The organism is Burkholderia sp. CCA53, from assembly GCF_001685525.1.
In the GTDB taxonomy this organism is placed as follows: Bacteria; Pseudomonadota; Gammaproteobacteria; order Burkholderiales; family Burkholderiaceae; genus Burkholderia; species Burkholderia multivorans.
This window is the reverse complement of sequence record NZ_BDDJ01000003.1, coordinates 248,565-266,657: the sequence shown is the minus strand read 5'-3', so window position 1 is coordinate 266,657 and position 18,093 is coordinate 248,565. Positions and strand designations below refer to the sequence as shown.

At 72.2% G+C, this 18,093-nt stretch carries 7 protein-coding genes; all 7 read left to right on the top strand.

Translation table 11 applies throughout. The annotated features are described in order from the left end of the window. Window positions 1–25: 25 nt before the first annotated feature. From BCR55_RS27940 to treY, 7 genes are read left to right on the top strand one after another with little or no spacing between them, the layout of a single operon-like run. Complete coding sequence (locus BCR55_RS27940) at window positions 26–3,421, top strand: maltotransferase domain-containing protein (RefSeq protein WP_065496989.1); 3,396 nt, start codon at window positions 26–28, stop codon at window positions 3,419–3,421. Further along, window positions 3,418–6,828 (top strand): maltose alpha-D-glucosyltransferase, encoded by a 3,411-nt coding sequence (treS, locus tag BCR55_RS27935; protein WP_039224214.1) that lies wholly within the window; start codon window positions 3,418–3,420, stop codon window positions 6,826–6,828. The genes BCR55_RS27940 and treS overlap by 4 nt, the downstream gene beginning before the upstream one ends. After that, a complete protein-coding gene (gene glgB / locus BCR55_RS27930; RefSeq protein ID WP_065496987.1) occupies window positions 6,825–9,023 on the top strand; it encodes a 1,4-alpha-glucan branching protein GlgB in 2,199 nt (732 codons plus the stop codon). The genes treS and glgB overlap by 4 nt, the downstream gene beginning before the upstream one ends. A gap of 32 nt (window positions 9,024–9,055) precedes the next feature. After that, a complete protein-coding gene (gene glgX / locus BCR55_RS27925; protein WP_006398956.1) occupies window positions 9,056–11,182 on the top strand; it encodes a glycogen debranching protein GlgX in 2,127 nt (708 codons plus the stop codon). Next, window positions 11,179–13,038, top strand: a complete 1,860-nt coding sequence (gene treZ / locus BCR55_RS27920; RefSeq protein WP_065496984.1) for a malto-oligosyltrehalose trehalohydrolase — start codon at window positions 11,179–11,181, stop codon at window positions 13,036–13,038. Before glgX ends, treZ begins: the two co-directional genes overlap by 4 nt. Then, window positions 13,035–15,245 (top strand): 4-alpha-glucanotransferase, encoded by a 2,211-nt coding sequence (malQ, locus tag BCR55_RS27915; protein WP_065496983.1) that lies wholly within the window; start codon window positions 13,035–13,037, stop codon window positions 15,243–15,245. Before treZ ends, malQ begins: the two co-directional genes overlap by 4 nt. Continuing rightward, window positions 15,242–18,004 (top strand): malto-oligosyltrehalose synthase, encoded by a 2,763-nt coding sequence (gene treY / locus BCR55_RS27910; protein WP_053298976.1) that lies wholly within the window; start codon window positions 15,242–15,244, stop codon window positions 18,002–18,004. Before malQ ends, treY begins: the two co-directional genes overlap by 4 nt. The last annotated feature ends 89 nt before the right edge of the window (window positions 18,005–18,093 follow it).

Sequence of the window (18,093 nt, the reverse complement as noted above, 5' to 3'; positions counted from 1 at the left end):
CCTCGCTGCCTGCCCGAACGCTCACATGGAACCTGTGCCGACCTTCGCTCCGCATCTCTACTTCTGCGACGCCCGCCTCGTCGGGCCGCTCGACGCATGGTCGGCGACCTTCGCGCATGTCGCGGGGATGGGCTTCGATCATGTGCTCGTCGGCGCGTTCTGGGCGTCGAGCCCCGCCGGCTTTGCGCGCCACGTCGCGGATTTCGACCGGCCCGCCGACGTGTTCGGCACGCGCGACAGCGCGCTCGACACCTTCGCGCGGCTCGCGCAGCTCGCGCAAGGGCACGGGCTGCGCGTGCTGCTCGAAGTCGTGCCGGAGCGCGTCGCGCGCGACAACCCGCTGCGCGCCGCACATCCGCACTGGTACGTCGAGCGTGCGCACGACGACGCGCTGATCGACCCGCGCAGCGCCGCACACGCGCAGGACATCGCGCACGCGAACCTGACCGACGACGCGGCGCGCGATGCGCTGTCGGCGTGGTGGCGCGCGCATCTGACGGCCTATGCGCAGGCCGGCGCCGCCGGCTTTCTGGTCGACGCGCCGCAGCACCTGCCGGCCGCATGGTGGGCGCAGTGGCGCGCCGCGCTGCAGCGCGTGCGGCCGTCGCTCGCGCTGATCGCCGGCGTGCCGGGCCATGCGCGCGACGCGCTCGCGCCGCTCGAATCGGCCGGCTTCGACGCCGTGTTCTCGTCCGCGCGCTGGTGGGATCTGCGCGCGCCGTGGTTCGTCGACGAGCACCGCTTCCTGCGCCGCATCGGCGCACCGATCGCGTTTCCCGACGCGTTCGACGGCCCGCGTCTCGCGGACGACTGGCGCGATGCGCCCGACGAGCGCGTCGCACGGGCCTATCGCCGCGCGTTGTGGACGGCCGCCGCGGTCGGCACGGGCTGGCTCGTGCCGATGGGCTTCGAGCGCGGCGTCGCACTGCCGCTGATGGCACGCGATGCGAGCGCCGCGCGCTACCGCGCCGCGTTCGACGCCGCGCGCTTCGATCTGTCGAGTACGCTCGCCGACGCGAACGCCTGGCGCCGCGCGACGCCGGTCGCGGCCGCACGCGGCGAACTGCTGCAGCTGAGCGCGCCCGACGCACCGGCGACCGTATTGCTGCGCGGCACGAGCGCGTCGCTCGAATACGACGACGACGCGCTGCTGATCGCGCTGAACCCCGATCTCGACGCCGAAGCGCGCGTCGATCCGGCGACGATCCTGCCCGGCGTGCCGGGCGGCTTCACGCACGTGGCGACGCCGAACGACGCGCCGTCGCGCACGCCGGCCGCGCTCGACGCGTTCACGCTCGCGCCCGGCGCCTGCGCGCTGCGCGACGCGCGCCGCGCGCCGCCCGCGACGCTGCCGGCGGACCCCGAACGCGACCAGGACGCGCTGTCGGCCGCGCTCGGCGCCGACCGGATCGCGATCGAGCGCGTCGAGCCGGCCGTCGACGGCGGACGCTTTGCGGTCAAGCGCGTGGTCGGCGAGACGCTCGTCGTGCGCGCGTCGATCTTCTCGGACGGCCATGCGCATCTCGCGGCCGTGCTCGCGTGGCGCGCGGCCGGCGAAAGCGACTGGCGCGAGGTGCCGTTCGTCGCCGAGCCGAACGATCGCTGGCGCGCGCAGGTGACGCTCGACCGGCTCGGCCGTCACGAATTCCGCGTGATCGCGTGGCGCGACGACTGGGCGTCGCTCGTCGACGACGTCGCGAAAAAGCGTGCGGCCGGCCAGGACGTGTCGCTCGAACTGCGCGAGGCGCAGCTGCTGCTCACGACCGCCGCGAAGCTCGCCGATCCGGTCGATCCGCAGGCGCGCGCGCGCATCGAGCAGCTGACGAAGGAATTCAAGCGCGCGTCGCCGGAGGACCGGCTCGCGCTGCTCGGCGCGCCCGCGCTCGCCGATGCGGTCGCCGCGCTGCGCTACCGGCCCTTCGTCACGCACGACGATACCGTCTATCCGGTCGACGTCGACCGCCGCGCCGCGTGCTTCTCGAGTTGGTACGAGATGTTCCCGCGTTCGGCGAGCAACGATCCGGATCGGCACGGCACCTTCGACGACGTGATCGCGCACCTGCCGCGCATTCGCGACATGGGCTTCGACGTGCTGTATTTCCCGCCGATCCATCCGATCGGCACAACCGCGCGCAAGGGGCGCAACAACAGCCTGCAGGCCGCACCCGACGACGTCGGCAGCCCGTACGCGATCGGCTCGCCCGACGGCGGCCACACGGCCGTGCACCCGCAGCTCGGCACGCTCGATTCGTTCCGCCGGCTGATCGACGCGGCGCGCGACCACGGGCTCGAGATCGCGCTCGACTTCGCGATCCAGTGCTCGCCCGATCATCCGTGGCTCAAGGCGCACCCCGGCTGGTTCGCATGGCGTCCGGACGGCTCGCTGCGCTATGCGGAGAATCCGCCGAAGCGCTATCAGGACATCGTGAACCCCGACTTCTACGCGCCCGACGCGCTGCCCGGCCTGTGGCTCGCGCTGCGCGACGTCGTGCAGTTCTGGATCGACGCGGGCGTGCGGATCTTCCGCGTCGACAATCCGCATACGAAGCCGCTGCCGTTCTGGGCGTGGATGATCGCCGACATTCGCGGCCGCCATCCGGACGTCGTGTTCCTGTCCGAGGCGTTCACGCGGCCCGGGATGATGGGCCGCCTCGCGAAGCTCGGCTTCTCGCAGTCGTACACCTACTTCACGTGGCGCGAATCGAAGCGCGAGTTCATCGAGTATCTGACCGAACTGACGCAAGGCCCCGCACGCGAGTACTTCCGGCCGAACTTCTTCGTGAACACGCCGGACATCAATCCGCGCCACCTGCAGAACGCGCCGCGCACGCAGTTCGTGATCCGCGCGGCGCTCGCGGCGACGCTGTCCGGCGCATGGGGCATGTATTCGGGATTCGAGCTCGGCGAATCGGCGCCGTTGCCGAACAGCGAGGAATACGCGGACGCGGAGAAGTACGAACTGCGCGCGCGCGACTGGAGCAAGGCCGCGCACATCGGCGCCGAGATCGCGCGGCTGAACCGCGCGCGGCGCGACAACCGCGCGCTGCAGACGCATCTCGGCATCACGTTCGTCGACGCCGACAACGACGCGGTGCTCGTGTTCATGAAGGCGACGCCCGCGTTCGACAGCGTGGTGGTCGTCGCGATCAGCCTCGATCCGTGGCATCCGCAGGCCGCGAACTTCACGCTCGACGGCGCGCTGTGGCGCGGCCTCGGGCTCGTCGAAGGCGAACCGCTCGACGCGCACGAGCACGATGCCGCGCATCCGACGACGTGGCGCGGCCATCGGCAATACGTGTCGCTCGATCCGCACGTGCGGCCTTACACGATCTGGCGACTGGCGCCCGCCGCCGGCGCGGCGCGGGCACCCAGACCCGCCACGGACGACGACCGTCGCTCGTCGGGAGGACATGGAAGATGAAACGCGAAGATTCCCTCGACGACGTGCGGCGCGCGCAGTTCGCGTCGCATCCGCGCGCCGGCTCGCCGCGCCAGCGCCGCGTGCGCCGGCCCGCGCCCGCGCTCTGCGCGGACGATCCGCTGTGGTACAAGGACGCGATCATCTACCAGGTGCACGTGAAGTCGTTCTTCGACTCGAACAACGACGGCATCGGCGACTTCCCGGGGCTGATCGCGAAGCTCGACTACATCGCGGAACTCGGCGTCGACGCGATCTGGCTGCTGCCGTTCTATCCGTCGCCGCGCCGCGACGACGGCTACGACATCTCCGACTATCGCGACGTGCATCCCGACTACGGCACGCTCGCCGACGTGCGCCGCTTCATCCGCGAAGCGCATGCGCGCGGCATTCGCGTCATCACCGAGCTCGTGATCAACCATACGTCGGACCAGCATCCGTGGTTCCAGCGCGCGCGGCGCGCGAAGCCGGGCTCGATGTACCGCAACTACTACGTGTGGTCCGACACCGACACGAAATACGCCGGCACGCGCATCATCTTTCTCGACACCGAGACGTCCAACTGGACGCACGATCCGGTCGCGGGCCAGTACTACTGGCACCGCTTCTACTCGCATCAGCCGGATCTGAATTTCGACAATCCGGCCGTCGTGCGCGAAGTGCTGCAGGTCATGCGCTTCTGGCTCGACCTCGGCATCGACGGGCTGCGCCTCGACGCGGTGCCGTATCTCGTCGAGCGCGAAGGCACGAACAACGAGAACCTGCCGGAGACGCACGCGATCCTGAAGCGGATCCGCGCGACGATCGACGCCGAGTATCCGAACCGGATGCTGCTCGCCGAAGCGAACCAGTGGCCGGAGGACGTGCAGGAATACTTCGGCAACGAGGACGAATGCCACATGGCGTTCCACTTTCCGCTGATGCCGCGCATCTACATGTCGATCGCGAGCGAGGACCGCTTTCCGATCATCGACATCATGCGGCAGACGCCGGCGCTCGCGCCGAGCAACCAGTGGGCGGTGTTCCTGCGCAATCACGACGAACTCACGCTCGAGATGGTCACCGATTCCGAGCGCGACCTGCTCTGGCAGACCTACGCGAGCGACCGCCGCGCGCGGCTGAACCTCGGGATCCGGCGCCGGCTCGCGCCGCTGATGGAGCGCGACCGGCGCCGCATCGAGCTGATCAATTCGCTGCTGCTGTCGATGCCCGGCACGCCCGTCATCTACTACGGCGACGAGATCGGCATGGGCGACAACATCCATCTCGGCGACCGCGACGGCGTGCGCACGCCGATGCAGTGGTCGTCGGACCGCAACGGCGGCTTCTCGCGCGCCGACCCGGAACTGCTCGTGCTGCCGCCCGTCATGGGTTCGCTGTACGGCTACGACGCGATCAACGTCGAAGCGCAGACGCGCGACCCGCACTCGCTGCTGAACTGGACGCGGCGCATCCTCGCGACACGGCGTGCGACGCAGGTGTTCGGCCGTGGATCGATCCGCTTCCTGCGCCCGGAGAACCGCAAGGTGCTCGCCTATCTGCGCGAACTCGAGGGGCACGACCCGGTGCTCTGCGTCGCGAACCTGTCGCGCGCGTCGCAGGCGGTCGAACTCGACCTGTCCGAATTTGCGGGGCGCGTGCCGATCGAGATGACCTCGGACTCGCCGTTCCCGCCCGTCGGCCAGCTCCCGTATCTGCTCACCTTTCCGCCGTACGGCTTCCTCTGGTTCGTGCTGTCCGCGCACGGCCGCGAGCCCGCGTGGCGGCAGCCGCATGCGGAACCGCTGCCCGAATACGTGACGCTCGTGATGCGGCGCGGCGACACGCGGCCCGACGTCGCGCAGCTGCACACGCTCGCGCACGACGCGCTCGCGTCGTGGCTCACGCGGCGGCGCTGGTTCGCGTCGAAGGACCGCACGATCGCCGACGCGCGCCTGAACGTCGTCACGCCGATTCCGGGCGAATCGTTCCAGTACGCGGAAGCCTGCGTGACGGTGCGCGGCGACAGCCACGCGGAGCGCTACGTCGTGCCGCTCGCGGTCGCGTGGGGCGGCGAGACCTCCGGCCCGCTGTTCGCGCAGCTCGCGCTCGCGCGCGTGCGGCGCGGCCATACGGTGGGCTATCTGACCGACGCGTTCGCGCTGCCCGCGTTCGCGCACGGGATGCTGCGCAAGCTGCGCGCGGGCGCGACGGTGCCGACGTCCGACGGCGGCCATCTCGCGTTCCTGCCCGAGGCCGCGCTGGCGTCGCTCGACCCCGGCGACGAAGCCGAAGTGCGCTGGCTCGCGGCCGAGCAGAGCAACAGCTCGCTCGTGATCGGCGAGGCGATCGTGCTGAAGCTCGTGCGCAAGGTCGCGCACGGCGTGCATCCCGAAGCCGAGATGAGCCGGCATCTGACGCGCATCGGCTACCAGAACACCGCCGCGCTCGCCGGCGAAGTCGTGCACGTCGATCCGGACGGGCGCCCGCATACGGTCGCGATCCTGCAGCGCTTCGTCGACAACCAGGGCGATGCGTGGACGCGTTCGTTCGACTTTCTGAAACGCGCGGTCGACGAGCTCGCGCTGCCGGCCGCCGACGACGCCGACACGACCGAGCCCGACGCCGAGACGGACGCGCTGCTCGGCTATGCGGCGTTCGCCGGTGTCGTCGGCAAGCGGCTCGGCGAGCTGCACGTCGCGCTCGCGCAGCCGTCCGACGATCCGGCGTTCGCGCCCGAGCGCGCGACGCCCGAGCATGTCGACGGCTGGTGCGCCGACGCGATCGCGTCGTTCGAGCAGGCGCTCGACTGTCTCGGCACGCGGCTCGACGGCCTCGACGCCGACACGCGCGCGGCCGCCGAACGGCTGCTCGCGTCGCGCGACGCGGCCGTGCGCGCGCTCGGCGAACTCGTGCCGCGCACGCTCGACGCGCACTGCACGCGCATCCACGGCGACTTCCATCTCGGGCAGGTGCTCGACGTGCAGGGCGACGCGCTGCTGATCGACTTCGAAGGCGAGCCCGCGCGCGCGCTCGAGCGACGCCGTGCAAAGTCACACCCGCTGCGCGACGTGGCCGGCTTCCTGCGCTCGCTGTCGTACGTGAGCGCGACCGGACAGTTCGCGATCGAGAAAGCGCCGCCGCAGGCCGCCGACCGCAAGCGCGCGCTGTTCGAGCGCTTCGGCCGCGCCGCCGCCGACGCGTTCGTCGACTGCTATCGCGCAGCCGCCGAGCATGCGCCGGTGCGCTTCGTCGATCCGCGCTACACCGACCGGCTGCTCGCGCTGTTCCTCATCGACAAGGCGTCGTACGAGCTCTGCTACGAGGCCGCGAACCGTCCCGACTGGCTCTGCGTGCCGGTCGGCGGCCTCGCGGCCCTCGTCGAGCGGCTGCTCGAACATCGCGGCGCCGAAGACGGAGACGAGTCATGACCGACGCGCTGTTCGACCGCGCCGACATCGACGCGCTGCTCGGCGCCCGCCATCCCGATCCGTTCGCCTGCCTCGGGCCGCATGCGCACGACGGCGGCACGATCGTGCGCGCGCTGCTGCCCGGCGCGCAGCACGTGCGCGTGCTCGCGCCGGACGGCGCCGAGCTCGGCACGCTCGCGCGCGTCGACGACGCGGGCTGCTTCGCCGGCACGCTGGCGCACGACGGCCGCTACCGGCTCGCGGTCGAGTGGCCGGGCGCGCGGCACGTGATCGACGACCCTTACGCGTTCGGGCTGCTGCTCGACGACGCGACGCTCGCGCGCTTCGCGGCCGGCAACCCGTCGGCGGTGCTCGACTGCCTCGGCGCGGTGCCGACCTGCATCGACGGCGTCGACGGCGTGCGCTTCGCGGTCTGGGCGCCGAATGCGCAACGCGTATCGGTCGTCGGCGACTTCAACGCGTGGGACGGCCGCCGTCATCCGATGCGGCTGCGGCTGCCATGGGGCGTGTGGGAGCTGTTCGTGCCGGGGATCGGCGCGGGCGAGCGCTACAAGTACGAGCTGCGCGCGGCCGACGGGCGCGTGCTGCCGCACAAGGCCGACCCGTGCGCCCGCGCGACCGAGGCGCCGCCGCGTACCGCCTCGATCGTCGCCGATACCGGCGCGGTCGACGATTTCGCCTGGCACGACCACGCGTGGCTGCAGGCGCGCGCGCACGGCGACCGCTATCGGCGGCCGTGGTCGATCTACGAGGTGCATCCGGAATCGTGGCAGCGCTATCCCGAGCAGATGGACCGCAACGCGACCTGGGACGAGCTCGCCGAGCGGCTGATTCCGTACGTGCGCGGCATGGGCTTCACGCACGTCGAATTCATGCCGATCGCCGAGTATCCGTTCGGCGGCTCGTGGGGCTATCAGCCGCTCGCGCAGTTCGCGCCGTCCGCGCGCTTCGGGCCGCCCGACGGCTTCGCGCGCTTCGTCGATCGCGCGCATGCGGCCGGCATCGGCGTGCTCGTCGACTGGGTGCCCGCGCACTTCCCCGACGATCCGCACGGGCTCGCGCAGTTCGACGGCAGCGCGCTGTACGAGCATGCCGACCCGCGCGAAGGCATGCATCCCGACTGGCACACCTGCGTGTTCAACGTCGGCCGCAACGAGGTCGGCGCGTTCCTGATCGCGTCGGCGCTCGCATGGGCGCGCCGCTATCACGTCGACGGCATCCGCGTCGACGCCGTCGCGTCGATGCTGTATCGCGACTACTCCCGCGCGGCCGGCGAGTGGGTGCCGAACATCTACGGCGGCCGCGAGAACCTCGAATCGGTCGCATTCCTGCGCGCACTGAACGACACGCTGCACGGCGACGATGCGCCGCCGGGCGTCGTCACGGTCGCCGAGGAGTCGACCGCGTGGCCGGGCGTCACCGCGTCGACGCACGACGGCGGGCTCGGCTTCGACTTCAAGTGGAACATGGGCTGGATGCACGACACGCTCGCGTATCTGCACGAGGATCCGGTGCATCGCCGCTATCACCACGACCGCATGACGTTCGGGCTCGTCTATGCGTTCTCCGAGCGCTTCGTGCTGCCACTCTCGCACGACGAGGTCGTGCACGGCAAAGGCTCGCTCGCGTCGAAAATGCCCGGCGACGCCTGGCAGCGGCTCGCGACGCTGCGTGCGTACTTCGGCTTCATGTGGGCGCATCCGGGCAAGAAGCTGCTGTTCATGGGCAGCGAACTCGCGCAGTGGGCCGAGTTCGCGCACGACGGCACGCCGCACTGGGATCTGCTCGACGCGCCCGCACATCGCGGCGTGCAGCGGCTCGTGCGCGACCTGAACCGCACCTACGCGGCGCAGCCCGCGCTGCATGCGCTCGACTGCGATGCGGCCGGCTTCGCCTGGCTGATCGGCGACGACCGCGACAACAGCGTGTTCGCGTTCGCGCGCCGCGACGATGCGGGGCACACCGTCGTCGCCGTCTGCAACTTCACGCCCGTGCCGCGCACCGGCTATCGCGTCGGGCTACCGGCGCCCGGCGCGTGGCGCGAACTGATGAATACCGACGCCGCCGTCTACGGCGGCACCAACGCCGGCAACGACGGCGCCGTGTGGGCGGAGGATGTGCCCGCGCACGGCGAAGCGTGGTCGGCAACGCTACGGCTGCCGCCGCTCGCCACGCTATGGCTCACTCCGGCATGACCGACGGCGCCCTCGACACGGAGACTCCCCCCATGCCGACCGCCCTGCCCCCTCGCCTGGAACCCGGCCGCAGCTATCCGCTCGGCGCGACCTGGGACGGCCTCGGGACGAACTTCGCGGTGTTTTCCGCGCACGCACACCGGATCCAGCTGTGCATCTTCGATTCGACCGGCCGCAAGGAGCTCGCGCGCCTCGACCTGCCCGAATGCACGGACGAGGTGTGGCACGGCTACCTGCCCGGCGCGCATCCGGGCACCGTGTACGGTTTTCGCGCGGACGGTCCGTATCAGCCGCAGGCCGGCCATCGCTTCAATCCGACCAAGCTGCTGATCGATCCGTACGCGCGCAAGCTGCTCGGCCATTTCCGCTGGTCCGACGCGCTGTTCGGCTATCGCGTGCATTCGAATCGCGGCGACCTGTCGATGGACCGGCGCGACTCGGCGCCCGCGATGCCGAAGTGCATCGTCGTCGACGAGGCGTTCGACTGGAGCAACGACCGGCGCCCGTGCGTGCCGTGGCGCAGCACCGTCATCTACGAGACGCACGTGCGCGGCGCGTCGATGCGCCGGCCGGGGCTGCGCGCGCCGGAGCGCGGCACGTTCGCGGCGCTCGCGCATCCGGCCTTCGTCGATCACCTGCTCGCGCTCGGCGTGACGACGGTCGAGCTGCTGCCCGTGCATGCGTTCCTGCAGCAGCGCGAACTGCTGAACCGCGGACTGCGCAACTACTGGGGCTACGACACGGCGGCGTTCTTCGCGCCCGAGCCGTCGTATCTGTCGACGCGGCGGCTCGACGAGATGCGCATCGCGATCCGTCAGCTGCACGCGGCCGGCATCGAGGTCGTGCTCGACGTCGTGTACAACCACACCTGCGAAGGCAACCAGCTCGGGCCGACGCTGTCCTGGCGCGGCCTCGACAACGCGAGCTACTACCGGCTCGTGCCCGACGACCGGCGCTATCACGTCGACGAGACCGGCTGCGGCAATACGCTGAACCTGTCGCATCCGCGCGTACTGCAGATGGTGATGGACTCGCTGCGCTACTGGGCGACCGCGTTCAACATCGACGGCTTTCGCTTCGATCTCGGCGTGACGCTCGGCCGCGAGGATCACGGCTTCGATCCCGGCGCGGGCTTCTTCGATGCGCTGCGGCAGGACCCCGTGCTCGCGCAGCGCAAGCTGATCACCGAGCCGTGGGACGTCGGCCCGGGCGGCTATCAGCTCGGCCGCCATCCGCCCGGCTTCGCCGAATGGAACGACCGCTTTCGCGACACCGTGCGCCGCTACTGGCGCGGCGACGCGGGCCAGCGCCCCGAGCTGGCCGCGCGGCTCGCGGGCTCGGCCGACCTGTTCAACCATCAGCGGCGCCGCACGTGGGCGTCGATCAACTTCGTCACCGCGCACGACGGCTTCACGCTCGCCGACGTCGTCTCGTATGCGGGCAAGCACAACGAAGCGAACGGCGAAGGCAACCGCGACGGCCGCGACGACAACTGCAGCGCGAACTGGGGCGTCGAGGGGCCGACCGACGATCCGGCGATCCGCGACGTGCGCGGCCGCGTCGCGCGCTCGATGCTCGCGACGCTGTTTACCGCGCTCGGCACGCCGATGCTCGTGGCCGGCGACGAATTCGGCCGCACGCAGCACGGCAACAACAACGCGTACTGCCAGGACAACGAGCTGTCGTGGCTCGACTGGGAAGCCGCGCAGCAGCCGGAGGCCGTGCAGATGACGCGCTTCGTGTCGCGGCTCGCCGCGCTGCGGCGCATGTATCCGGTGATGTCGACGCCGCGCTTTCCGTCCGGCGACCGCGACGGCGCGCCCGGCATGCGCGAGATCGCGTGGTTCGACGAGCACGGCGACGAGGTCAGCGTGCCCGCGTGGCAGGATCGCGAGCGCCGCGCGCTGACGATGCGGCGCGTCGGCACCGGGCGCACGGGCCGCACCGAGGCGCTGCTCGTGATGCTGAACGCGTCGGCCGAGACGATCACGTTCAAGCCGCCGCCGCCCGCGCTTGCGTATCGCGTGCTGGTCGACACCGCGACGCCGGACGGCGGCCCGCGCGACTGGCCCGCCGACGGCCTCGAGGTCGCCGCGCACGCGGCCGTGATCGCGGTCGCCCCCGTGCCGACCGACCTGTCTTCGAAGGAAACGCCATGACGTCCCATTCCGCCGCTTCGTCGTCCACGCATGCGTTCGAGTTGTCGTTCGGCGCGACCTGCCTCGACGCCGGCCATACGCGCTTTCGTCTGTGGGCGCCTGCCAGCCGCCGCGCGCAGGTCGAGCTGCACGGCGCGCAAACGCTCGAGATGACGGCCGCCGGCGACGGTTGGTTCGAACTCGTCGCGCCGGTCGGCGCGGGCGCGCTCTATCGCTATCGGCTCGACGACGAGCTCGTCGTCCCCGATCCCGCATCGCGCTTCCAGCCGTCCGACGTGCACGGCCCGAGCCAGGTCGTCGATCCCGCCGCGTATCGCTGGCGGCACGGTGCCTGGCGCGGCCGGCCGTGGCACGAGACCGTGCTGTACGAGCTGCACGTCGGCGCATGTGGCGGCTATGCGAACGTCGAGCGGCGCCTGCCCGACATCGCATCGGTCGGCGTGACCGCGATCGAGCTGATGCCGATCAACGCGTTTCCCGGCACGCGCAACTGGGGCTACGACGGCGTGCTGCCGTTCGCGCCCGATGCGTCGTACGGCCGCCCCGAGGAACTGAAATCGCTGATCGACGCGGCGCACGGGCTCGGGCTGCAGGTGTTCCTCGACGTCGTGTACAACCACTTCGGCCCGGACGGCAACCTGCTGCCGCGCTATGCGCCCGCGTTCTTCCGCGACGACCGGCACACCGCGTGGGGGCCTGCGATCGACTTCTCGCGCGCGCAGACGAGCGCGTTCTTCATCGAGAACGCGCTGTACTGGATCGACGAGTACCGGTTCGACGGGCTACGCATCGACGCGGCGCACGCGATCGACGACGACGCGTGGCTGCGCGAGCTGGCGCGGCGCGTGCGCGCGGCCGCAGGCGAGCGCCACGTGCATCTGGTGCTCGAGAACGAACGCAATACCGCGAGCCTGCTCGGGCCGGACCGCTTCGACGCGCAGTGGAACGACGACTTCCACAACAGCGCGCACGTGCTGTTGACCGGCGAGCGCGACGGCTACTACCGCGCGTATGCGGACGCGCCGCTGCGCCATTTCGCGCGCACGCTCGGCGAAGGGTTCGCGTACCAGGGCGAACCGTCGCCGCTGCACGACGGCGCGCCGCGCGGCGAGCCGAGCGCGCAGCTGCCGCCGACCGCGTTCGTGTCGTTCCTGCAGAACCACGACCAGATCGGCAATCGCGCGTTCGGCGAGCGGCTGCGCGCGCTCGCGAACGACGACGCGCTGCGCGCGGTCACGGCGCTGTTGCTGCTCTCGCCGCAGATCCCGCTGCTGTTCATGGGCGAGGAAGACGGCAGCACGCAGCCGTTCCAGTTCTTCACCGACTATCGCGGCGCGCTCGCCGACGCCGTACGCGAGGGCCGCCGCCGCGAATTCGCCGCGTTTCCGGCGTTCGCCGATCCCGCGCATCGCGACGCGATTCCGGATCCGAACGACCCGGCGACCTTCGCGCGCTCGGCGCTGCACGAACGGCCCGACACCTGGCCCGATGCCGATGCGTGGCGCCGTTTCTACCGCAGCGCGCTGACCGTGCGCGCCGCGCTCGTCACGCCGCATCTGCCGGGTGCGCGCGCGCTCGGCGTCGACGTGCTGGCCGACGACGAGACGGCGCGCGCGCTTGTTGCACGCTGGCGGCTCGGCGACGGCAGCACGCTGACGCTCGCGCTGAACCTCGGGCCGCGCGCGACGGCGCTGCCCGAACTGCCGGTCGGCAAGATCGTGTTCGAGACGCCGCCGCGTGCGCGCGACGCGCTCGTCGACGCACGCCTGCCTGCACGCGCATGCATTGCGTGGCGCGACGGCGCGGTCAACCACGATGCGCTGAACCATCGCGCGAACGGACACGCGCGGCCATGACGACCGACATCCCGATCGCATCCCTCGCGCGGGCGGCGGGGCTGCAGACCGGCTGGACCGACGCGGCCGGCGTGCCGCGCCGCGTCGACGACGACGCGCTGTTCGCGCTCGTCGACGCGCTCGGCTGGCCGTGCGGCACGCCGGTCGAACGCGTGGACAGCCTCGCCGCGCTCGTCGATGCCGATGCGGCGCCGCCGCGCATGATCACCGCCGACGCCGGCATGCCGATCGCGCTGCCGGCCACCGTGGCCGGGCCGGGCGCGCGTTATCGCGTGACGTTCGAGACGGGCGGGCACGTCGACGGCCGCGTGGGCGGCACGAGCGGCGACCCGCTGCTGCCGCCGATCGTGCGGCCCGGCTATCACGCACTCGACGTCGGCGAGCAGCGGATCGCCATCGCGATCGCACCGCGCCGCGTGCGCGCGGCCGAGCGCCTGCGCGGCACGCCGGACGCCGGCAACCGCTGGGGCATCGCCGCGCAGCTGTACGGGCTGCGCCGCGCCGGCGACGACGGCGCGGGCGACTACACCGCGCTCGCGCAGCTCGCGACGCACGCGGCGCGACACGGCGCGCATGCGGTCGCGATCAGTCCGACGCATGCCGGCTATCCGGCGCTGCCTGCGCACGACAGCCCCTATTCGCCGTCGTCGCGGCGCTGGCACAACGTCGCGTATCTCGACTGCCACGCGGTGCCGGGCGTCGGCCGCGTCGCCGGCGACGAAGCGGACGGCGCGGCCGACGCGCGACTCGTCGACTGGCCGCAGGTGCTGCCGCGGAAGCTGCGCCGGCTGCGCGCGCGGTTCGACGCGCTGCGCGCCGGCGGCGGCACCGCGCTCGACGGGTTCGAACGGTTCCGCGCGGCGGGCGGCGCGGCGCTCGACGCGCATGCGCGCTTCGACGCGCTGCAGGCGTTCTGCGTCGCGCGCGGGCTCGGCTCGGACTGGCGGCAATGGCCGGCGCCGTGGCGGATGCCGACCTCGGTCGAAGTCGACGCATTCGCGCAGGCGCACGCCGATACGGTCGCGTTCCATGCGTTCCTGCAATGGTGCGCGGCGCACGCGCTGACGGACGCGCAGCAGGCCGCGCGCCGCGCGGGCATGGCGATCGGGCTGATCGCCGATCTCGCCGTCGGCTCCGATCGCGCGGGCAGCGATGCGTGGGCGCACGGCACGACGCTGCTGCGCGGGCTGTCGCTCGGCGCGCCGCCCGACGCGTTCAATGCGGCCGGCCAGGCGTGGGGCGTGACGACCTGGACGCCGGCCGCGCTGCGCGCGAACGGCTTCGCGCCGTTCATCGAGCTGCTGCGCGCCGCGTTCGCGCACGCGGGCGGCATCCGGATCGATCACGTGCTCGGTTTCGCGCGCATGTGGGTCGTGCCGGACGGCGCGAGCGCACGCGACGGCGCGTATCTGCACTACCCGTGCGACGACCTGCTGCGGCTCGTCGCGCTGGAGGCCGCGCGGCACCGCGCGATCGCGGTCGGCGAGGATCTCGGCACCGTGCCCGACGGGTTTCGCGATCGGCTCGGCGCGCGGGGCGTCGCCGGAATGCGCGTGCTGTGGTTCGAACGCGAGCCGGACGGCGCATTCCGGCCGCCGTCGAGCTGGGACCGCGACGCACTCGCGATGACCTCGACGCACGACCTGCCGACCGTCGCCGGCTGGTGGCGCGGCATCGATCTCGGCTGGCGGCGCATCGCGGCCGAGCACGAGCAGGCGCGAGGCCGGCCCGCGGATGCCGGGCCGGAGGATCGTCACGTCGTGAGCGATACGCGCGACGTGAACGATACAAGCGACGCGAACGACGCCGACACCGTCGAGCGCACGTATGCCGACCCCGACGCGGCCGCCGCACGCGCCGCGACACCGGACGATCTCGCCGAGCGCGATGCCGCGCGCGCCGCGCTGTGGCGCGCACTGCAGCAGGCCGGCTGCGCGCCGAACGACGCACCGCCGCCGCCGGCCGATGCGCCGCCCGTCGGCGCCGTGCTCGCGTTCGTCGCGCGCGGTGCGTCGCCGCTCGCGATCGTGCCGCTCGAGGATTTGCTCGCGCTCGACGCGCAGCCGAACCTGCCCGGGCCGCCGTGCGGCCATCCGAACTGGCGGCGGCGCCTGCCGCGCACCGTCGACGCGCTGTTCGACGCCGACACGCGCGCGCGCATCGCGGCGCTCGCCGACGCGCGCGGCACGCCGGAGCGACGCGCATGACGCCGCGCGCGACCCTGCGGCTGCAGCTGCATGCCGGCTTCACGTTCGACGACGCGGCCGCACACGCGGACTATTTCGCGCGGCTCGGCATCAGCCATCTGTATCTGTCGCCGATCACGACCGCGGAGCCCGGCTCGCGGCACGGCTACGACACCGTCGACTACGGCGCGATCAGCGCGGAACTCGGCGGCGAAGCGGGCTTCGTGCGGCTCGTCGAGGCGCTGCGCGCGCGCGGGCTGCGCGTGATCGTCGACATCGTGCCGAACCACATGGGCGTGGGCGGCTCGTCGAACGGCTGGTGGAATGACGTGCTCGAGTGGGGCCCCGCGAGCCCGTATGCGCGCTATTTCGACATCGACTGGCATCCGCCCGACCCGACGCTCGACGGCAAGGTGCTGCTGCCCTGCCTCGGCTCGCCGTACGGCGACGCGCTCGCCGCCGGCGACATCACGCTCGGCATCGACGCGGCGGCCGGGCGCTTCACGATCGCCTGCGCGGGACGGCAACTGCCGGTCGCGGTCGCGACGTATGCGGAAATCCTGCGTGTCGCGAACCGCGCGGACCTGAACGCGCTCGCCGAACGCTTCGATACCGCGGCCACGCGCGGCAGTGCGCGCGTCGCCGCCGCGCATGCGGCGCTGCGTGCGCACGCGGCCGCGCACGGCCGGCATGCGTTCGACGCGGTGCTGCACGGCACCGATCCGCGCCGTGCGCGCTCGCGCGCGTGCCTGCACCACGTGCTCGAACGGCAGCACTACCGGCTCGCGTGGTGGCGCACGGCCGCCGACGAGCTCAACTGGCGGCGCTTCTTCGACATCGCGACGCTGGCCGGCGTACGCGTCGAGGACGACGCGGTGTTCGACGCGGTCCATGCGCTGCCGTTGCGGCTCCATGCGGCGGGACTCGTCGACGGCGTACGCGTCGATCACGTCGACGGGCTCGCCGATCCGCGCGCGTACTGCCGGCGGCTGCATGCGCGCCTCGCCGCGCAGCGCGACACGCCGCCGACGATCTACGTCGAGAAGATCCTCGCGCCCGGCGAAACGCTGCGCGCCGACTGGCCGATCGACGGCACGACCGGCTACGACTTCATGAACGACGTCGCCGCGCTGCTGCACGATCCGGCCGGCGCGGAACCGCTCGGCGCGCACTGGGCGGCCGTGTCGCGCTCGCCGCGCACGTTCGCGCAGGAAGCGGTCGACGGCAAGCGCCGCGTGCTGCTGCGCCAGCTCGCCGGCGAACATGCGCGCGTCGCGCGCAAGCTGCACGACATCGCGCGCGCGTCGCCCGCGACACGCGACATCAGCCGGATCGCGATCCATCGCGTGCTCGGCGAACTCGCGGTGCACCTGAGCGTGTACCGCATGTATCCGGCCGACGACGAACTCGCGCCCGACGATCGCCGCGTGCTCGCGCAGGCGTATGCGTGCGCCCGCGCGGCCGTCGATCCGACCGATCGCATCGCGCTCGAACGCGTCGCGCAGTGGCTCGGCCTGCCGGGCACGCGCGCGCCGCGCGCCGATGCGGCGCGCCGGCATGCGGCGCGCGTCGCGTTCGCGCAGCTCACGGCGCCGCTCGCCGCGAAGGGCGTCGAGGATACGGCGAACTACCGCTATGGACGGCTGCTGTCGCGCAACGAAGTCGGCTCCGATGCCGGCGATTTCAGTCTGTCGCGCGGCGCGTTCCATGCGCGCAACCGGCGGCGCGCGCACCGTTCGCCGCACGCGCTCGTCGCGACCGCGACGCACGACCACAAGCGCGGCGAAGACGCGCGCGTGCGGCTCGCCGTGCTGAGCGAGATCCCCGACGCATGGCGCGCGGTCTCGCTCGACTGGTCCGCGCTGAACCAGCCGCATCGCGGCCGCGCGCATCGCGACCTCGACTGGTCGCCGGGGCCCGCTGCCGAGGCGATGCTGTATCAAACGCTCGTCGGCTGCTGGCCGCCGTCACTCGCCCCCGACGACGCGGCCGGCCTCGCGGCGCTCGCCGATCGCGTCGTGCAATGGCAGACGAAGGCGCTGCGCGAAGCGAAGCAGCAGACCGACTGGCTCGCGCCCGAACCGGACTACGAGCACGACAGCGAGGCGTTCGTGCGCGCGATCCTGACGCCGCACGGCGTCGGCGACTTCGTGCATCGGCTGCATGCGTTCGTCATGCGTATCGCGCCGGCGGGCGTCGTCAACAGCCTCACGCAGACGACGCTGCGCCTCACGTCGCCCGGCGTGCCCGATCTTTATCAGGGCACCGAACGGTGGGACCATTCGCTCGTCGATCCGGACAACCGGCGCGACGTGCCGTTCGCGGCGCTCGCGGCCGAGCGCGTCGACGGCCCCGTCAGCGCGTATCTGCCGACCTGGCCCGATGCGCGCGTGAAGCGTGCGCTCATAGAGCGGCTGCTCGCGCTGCGTGCGCAGCATACGTCGACGTTCGCGAACGGCCGCTACGTGCCGCTGCGCGTGCGCGGTCCGCTCGCGCGTCACGTGGTCGCGTTCGCGCGCTGCGACGACGCGGCGACGATCGTCGTCGTGACGACGCGGCTCGCGTGCCGGCTGCTCGGCGACGCGCCCTCACTGCCGCGCGTCGAACCGGCGCAGTGGGACGACACGGCCGTCGTGCTGCCGGCCGGCGCGACGGGGCCGTGGGCCGACTGGCTCGATGCGAGCGAGGCCGGCGACACGCCGGACGGCTTGCTGCGCGTCGCGCACTGCCTGCGCGCGCTGCCGGTCGCGGTGTGGGTCGGGCCGCCGCCGCGCGCATGACGAGGCGCACCGCGGCGGTCGTTTTTTACAGAAGCGCCGGCATGATGGCGGCAGCGCGACCGCGCGGCTGCGTCACGCGCGGCTGCGTC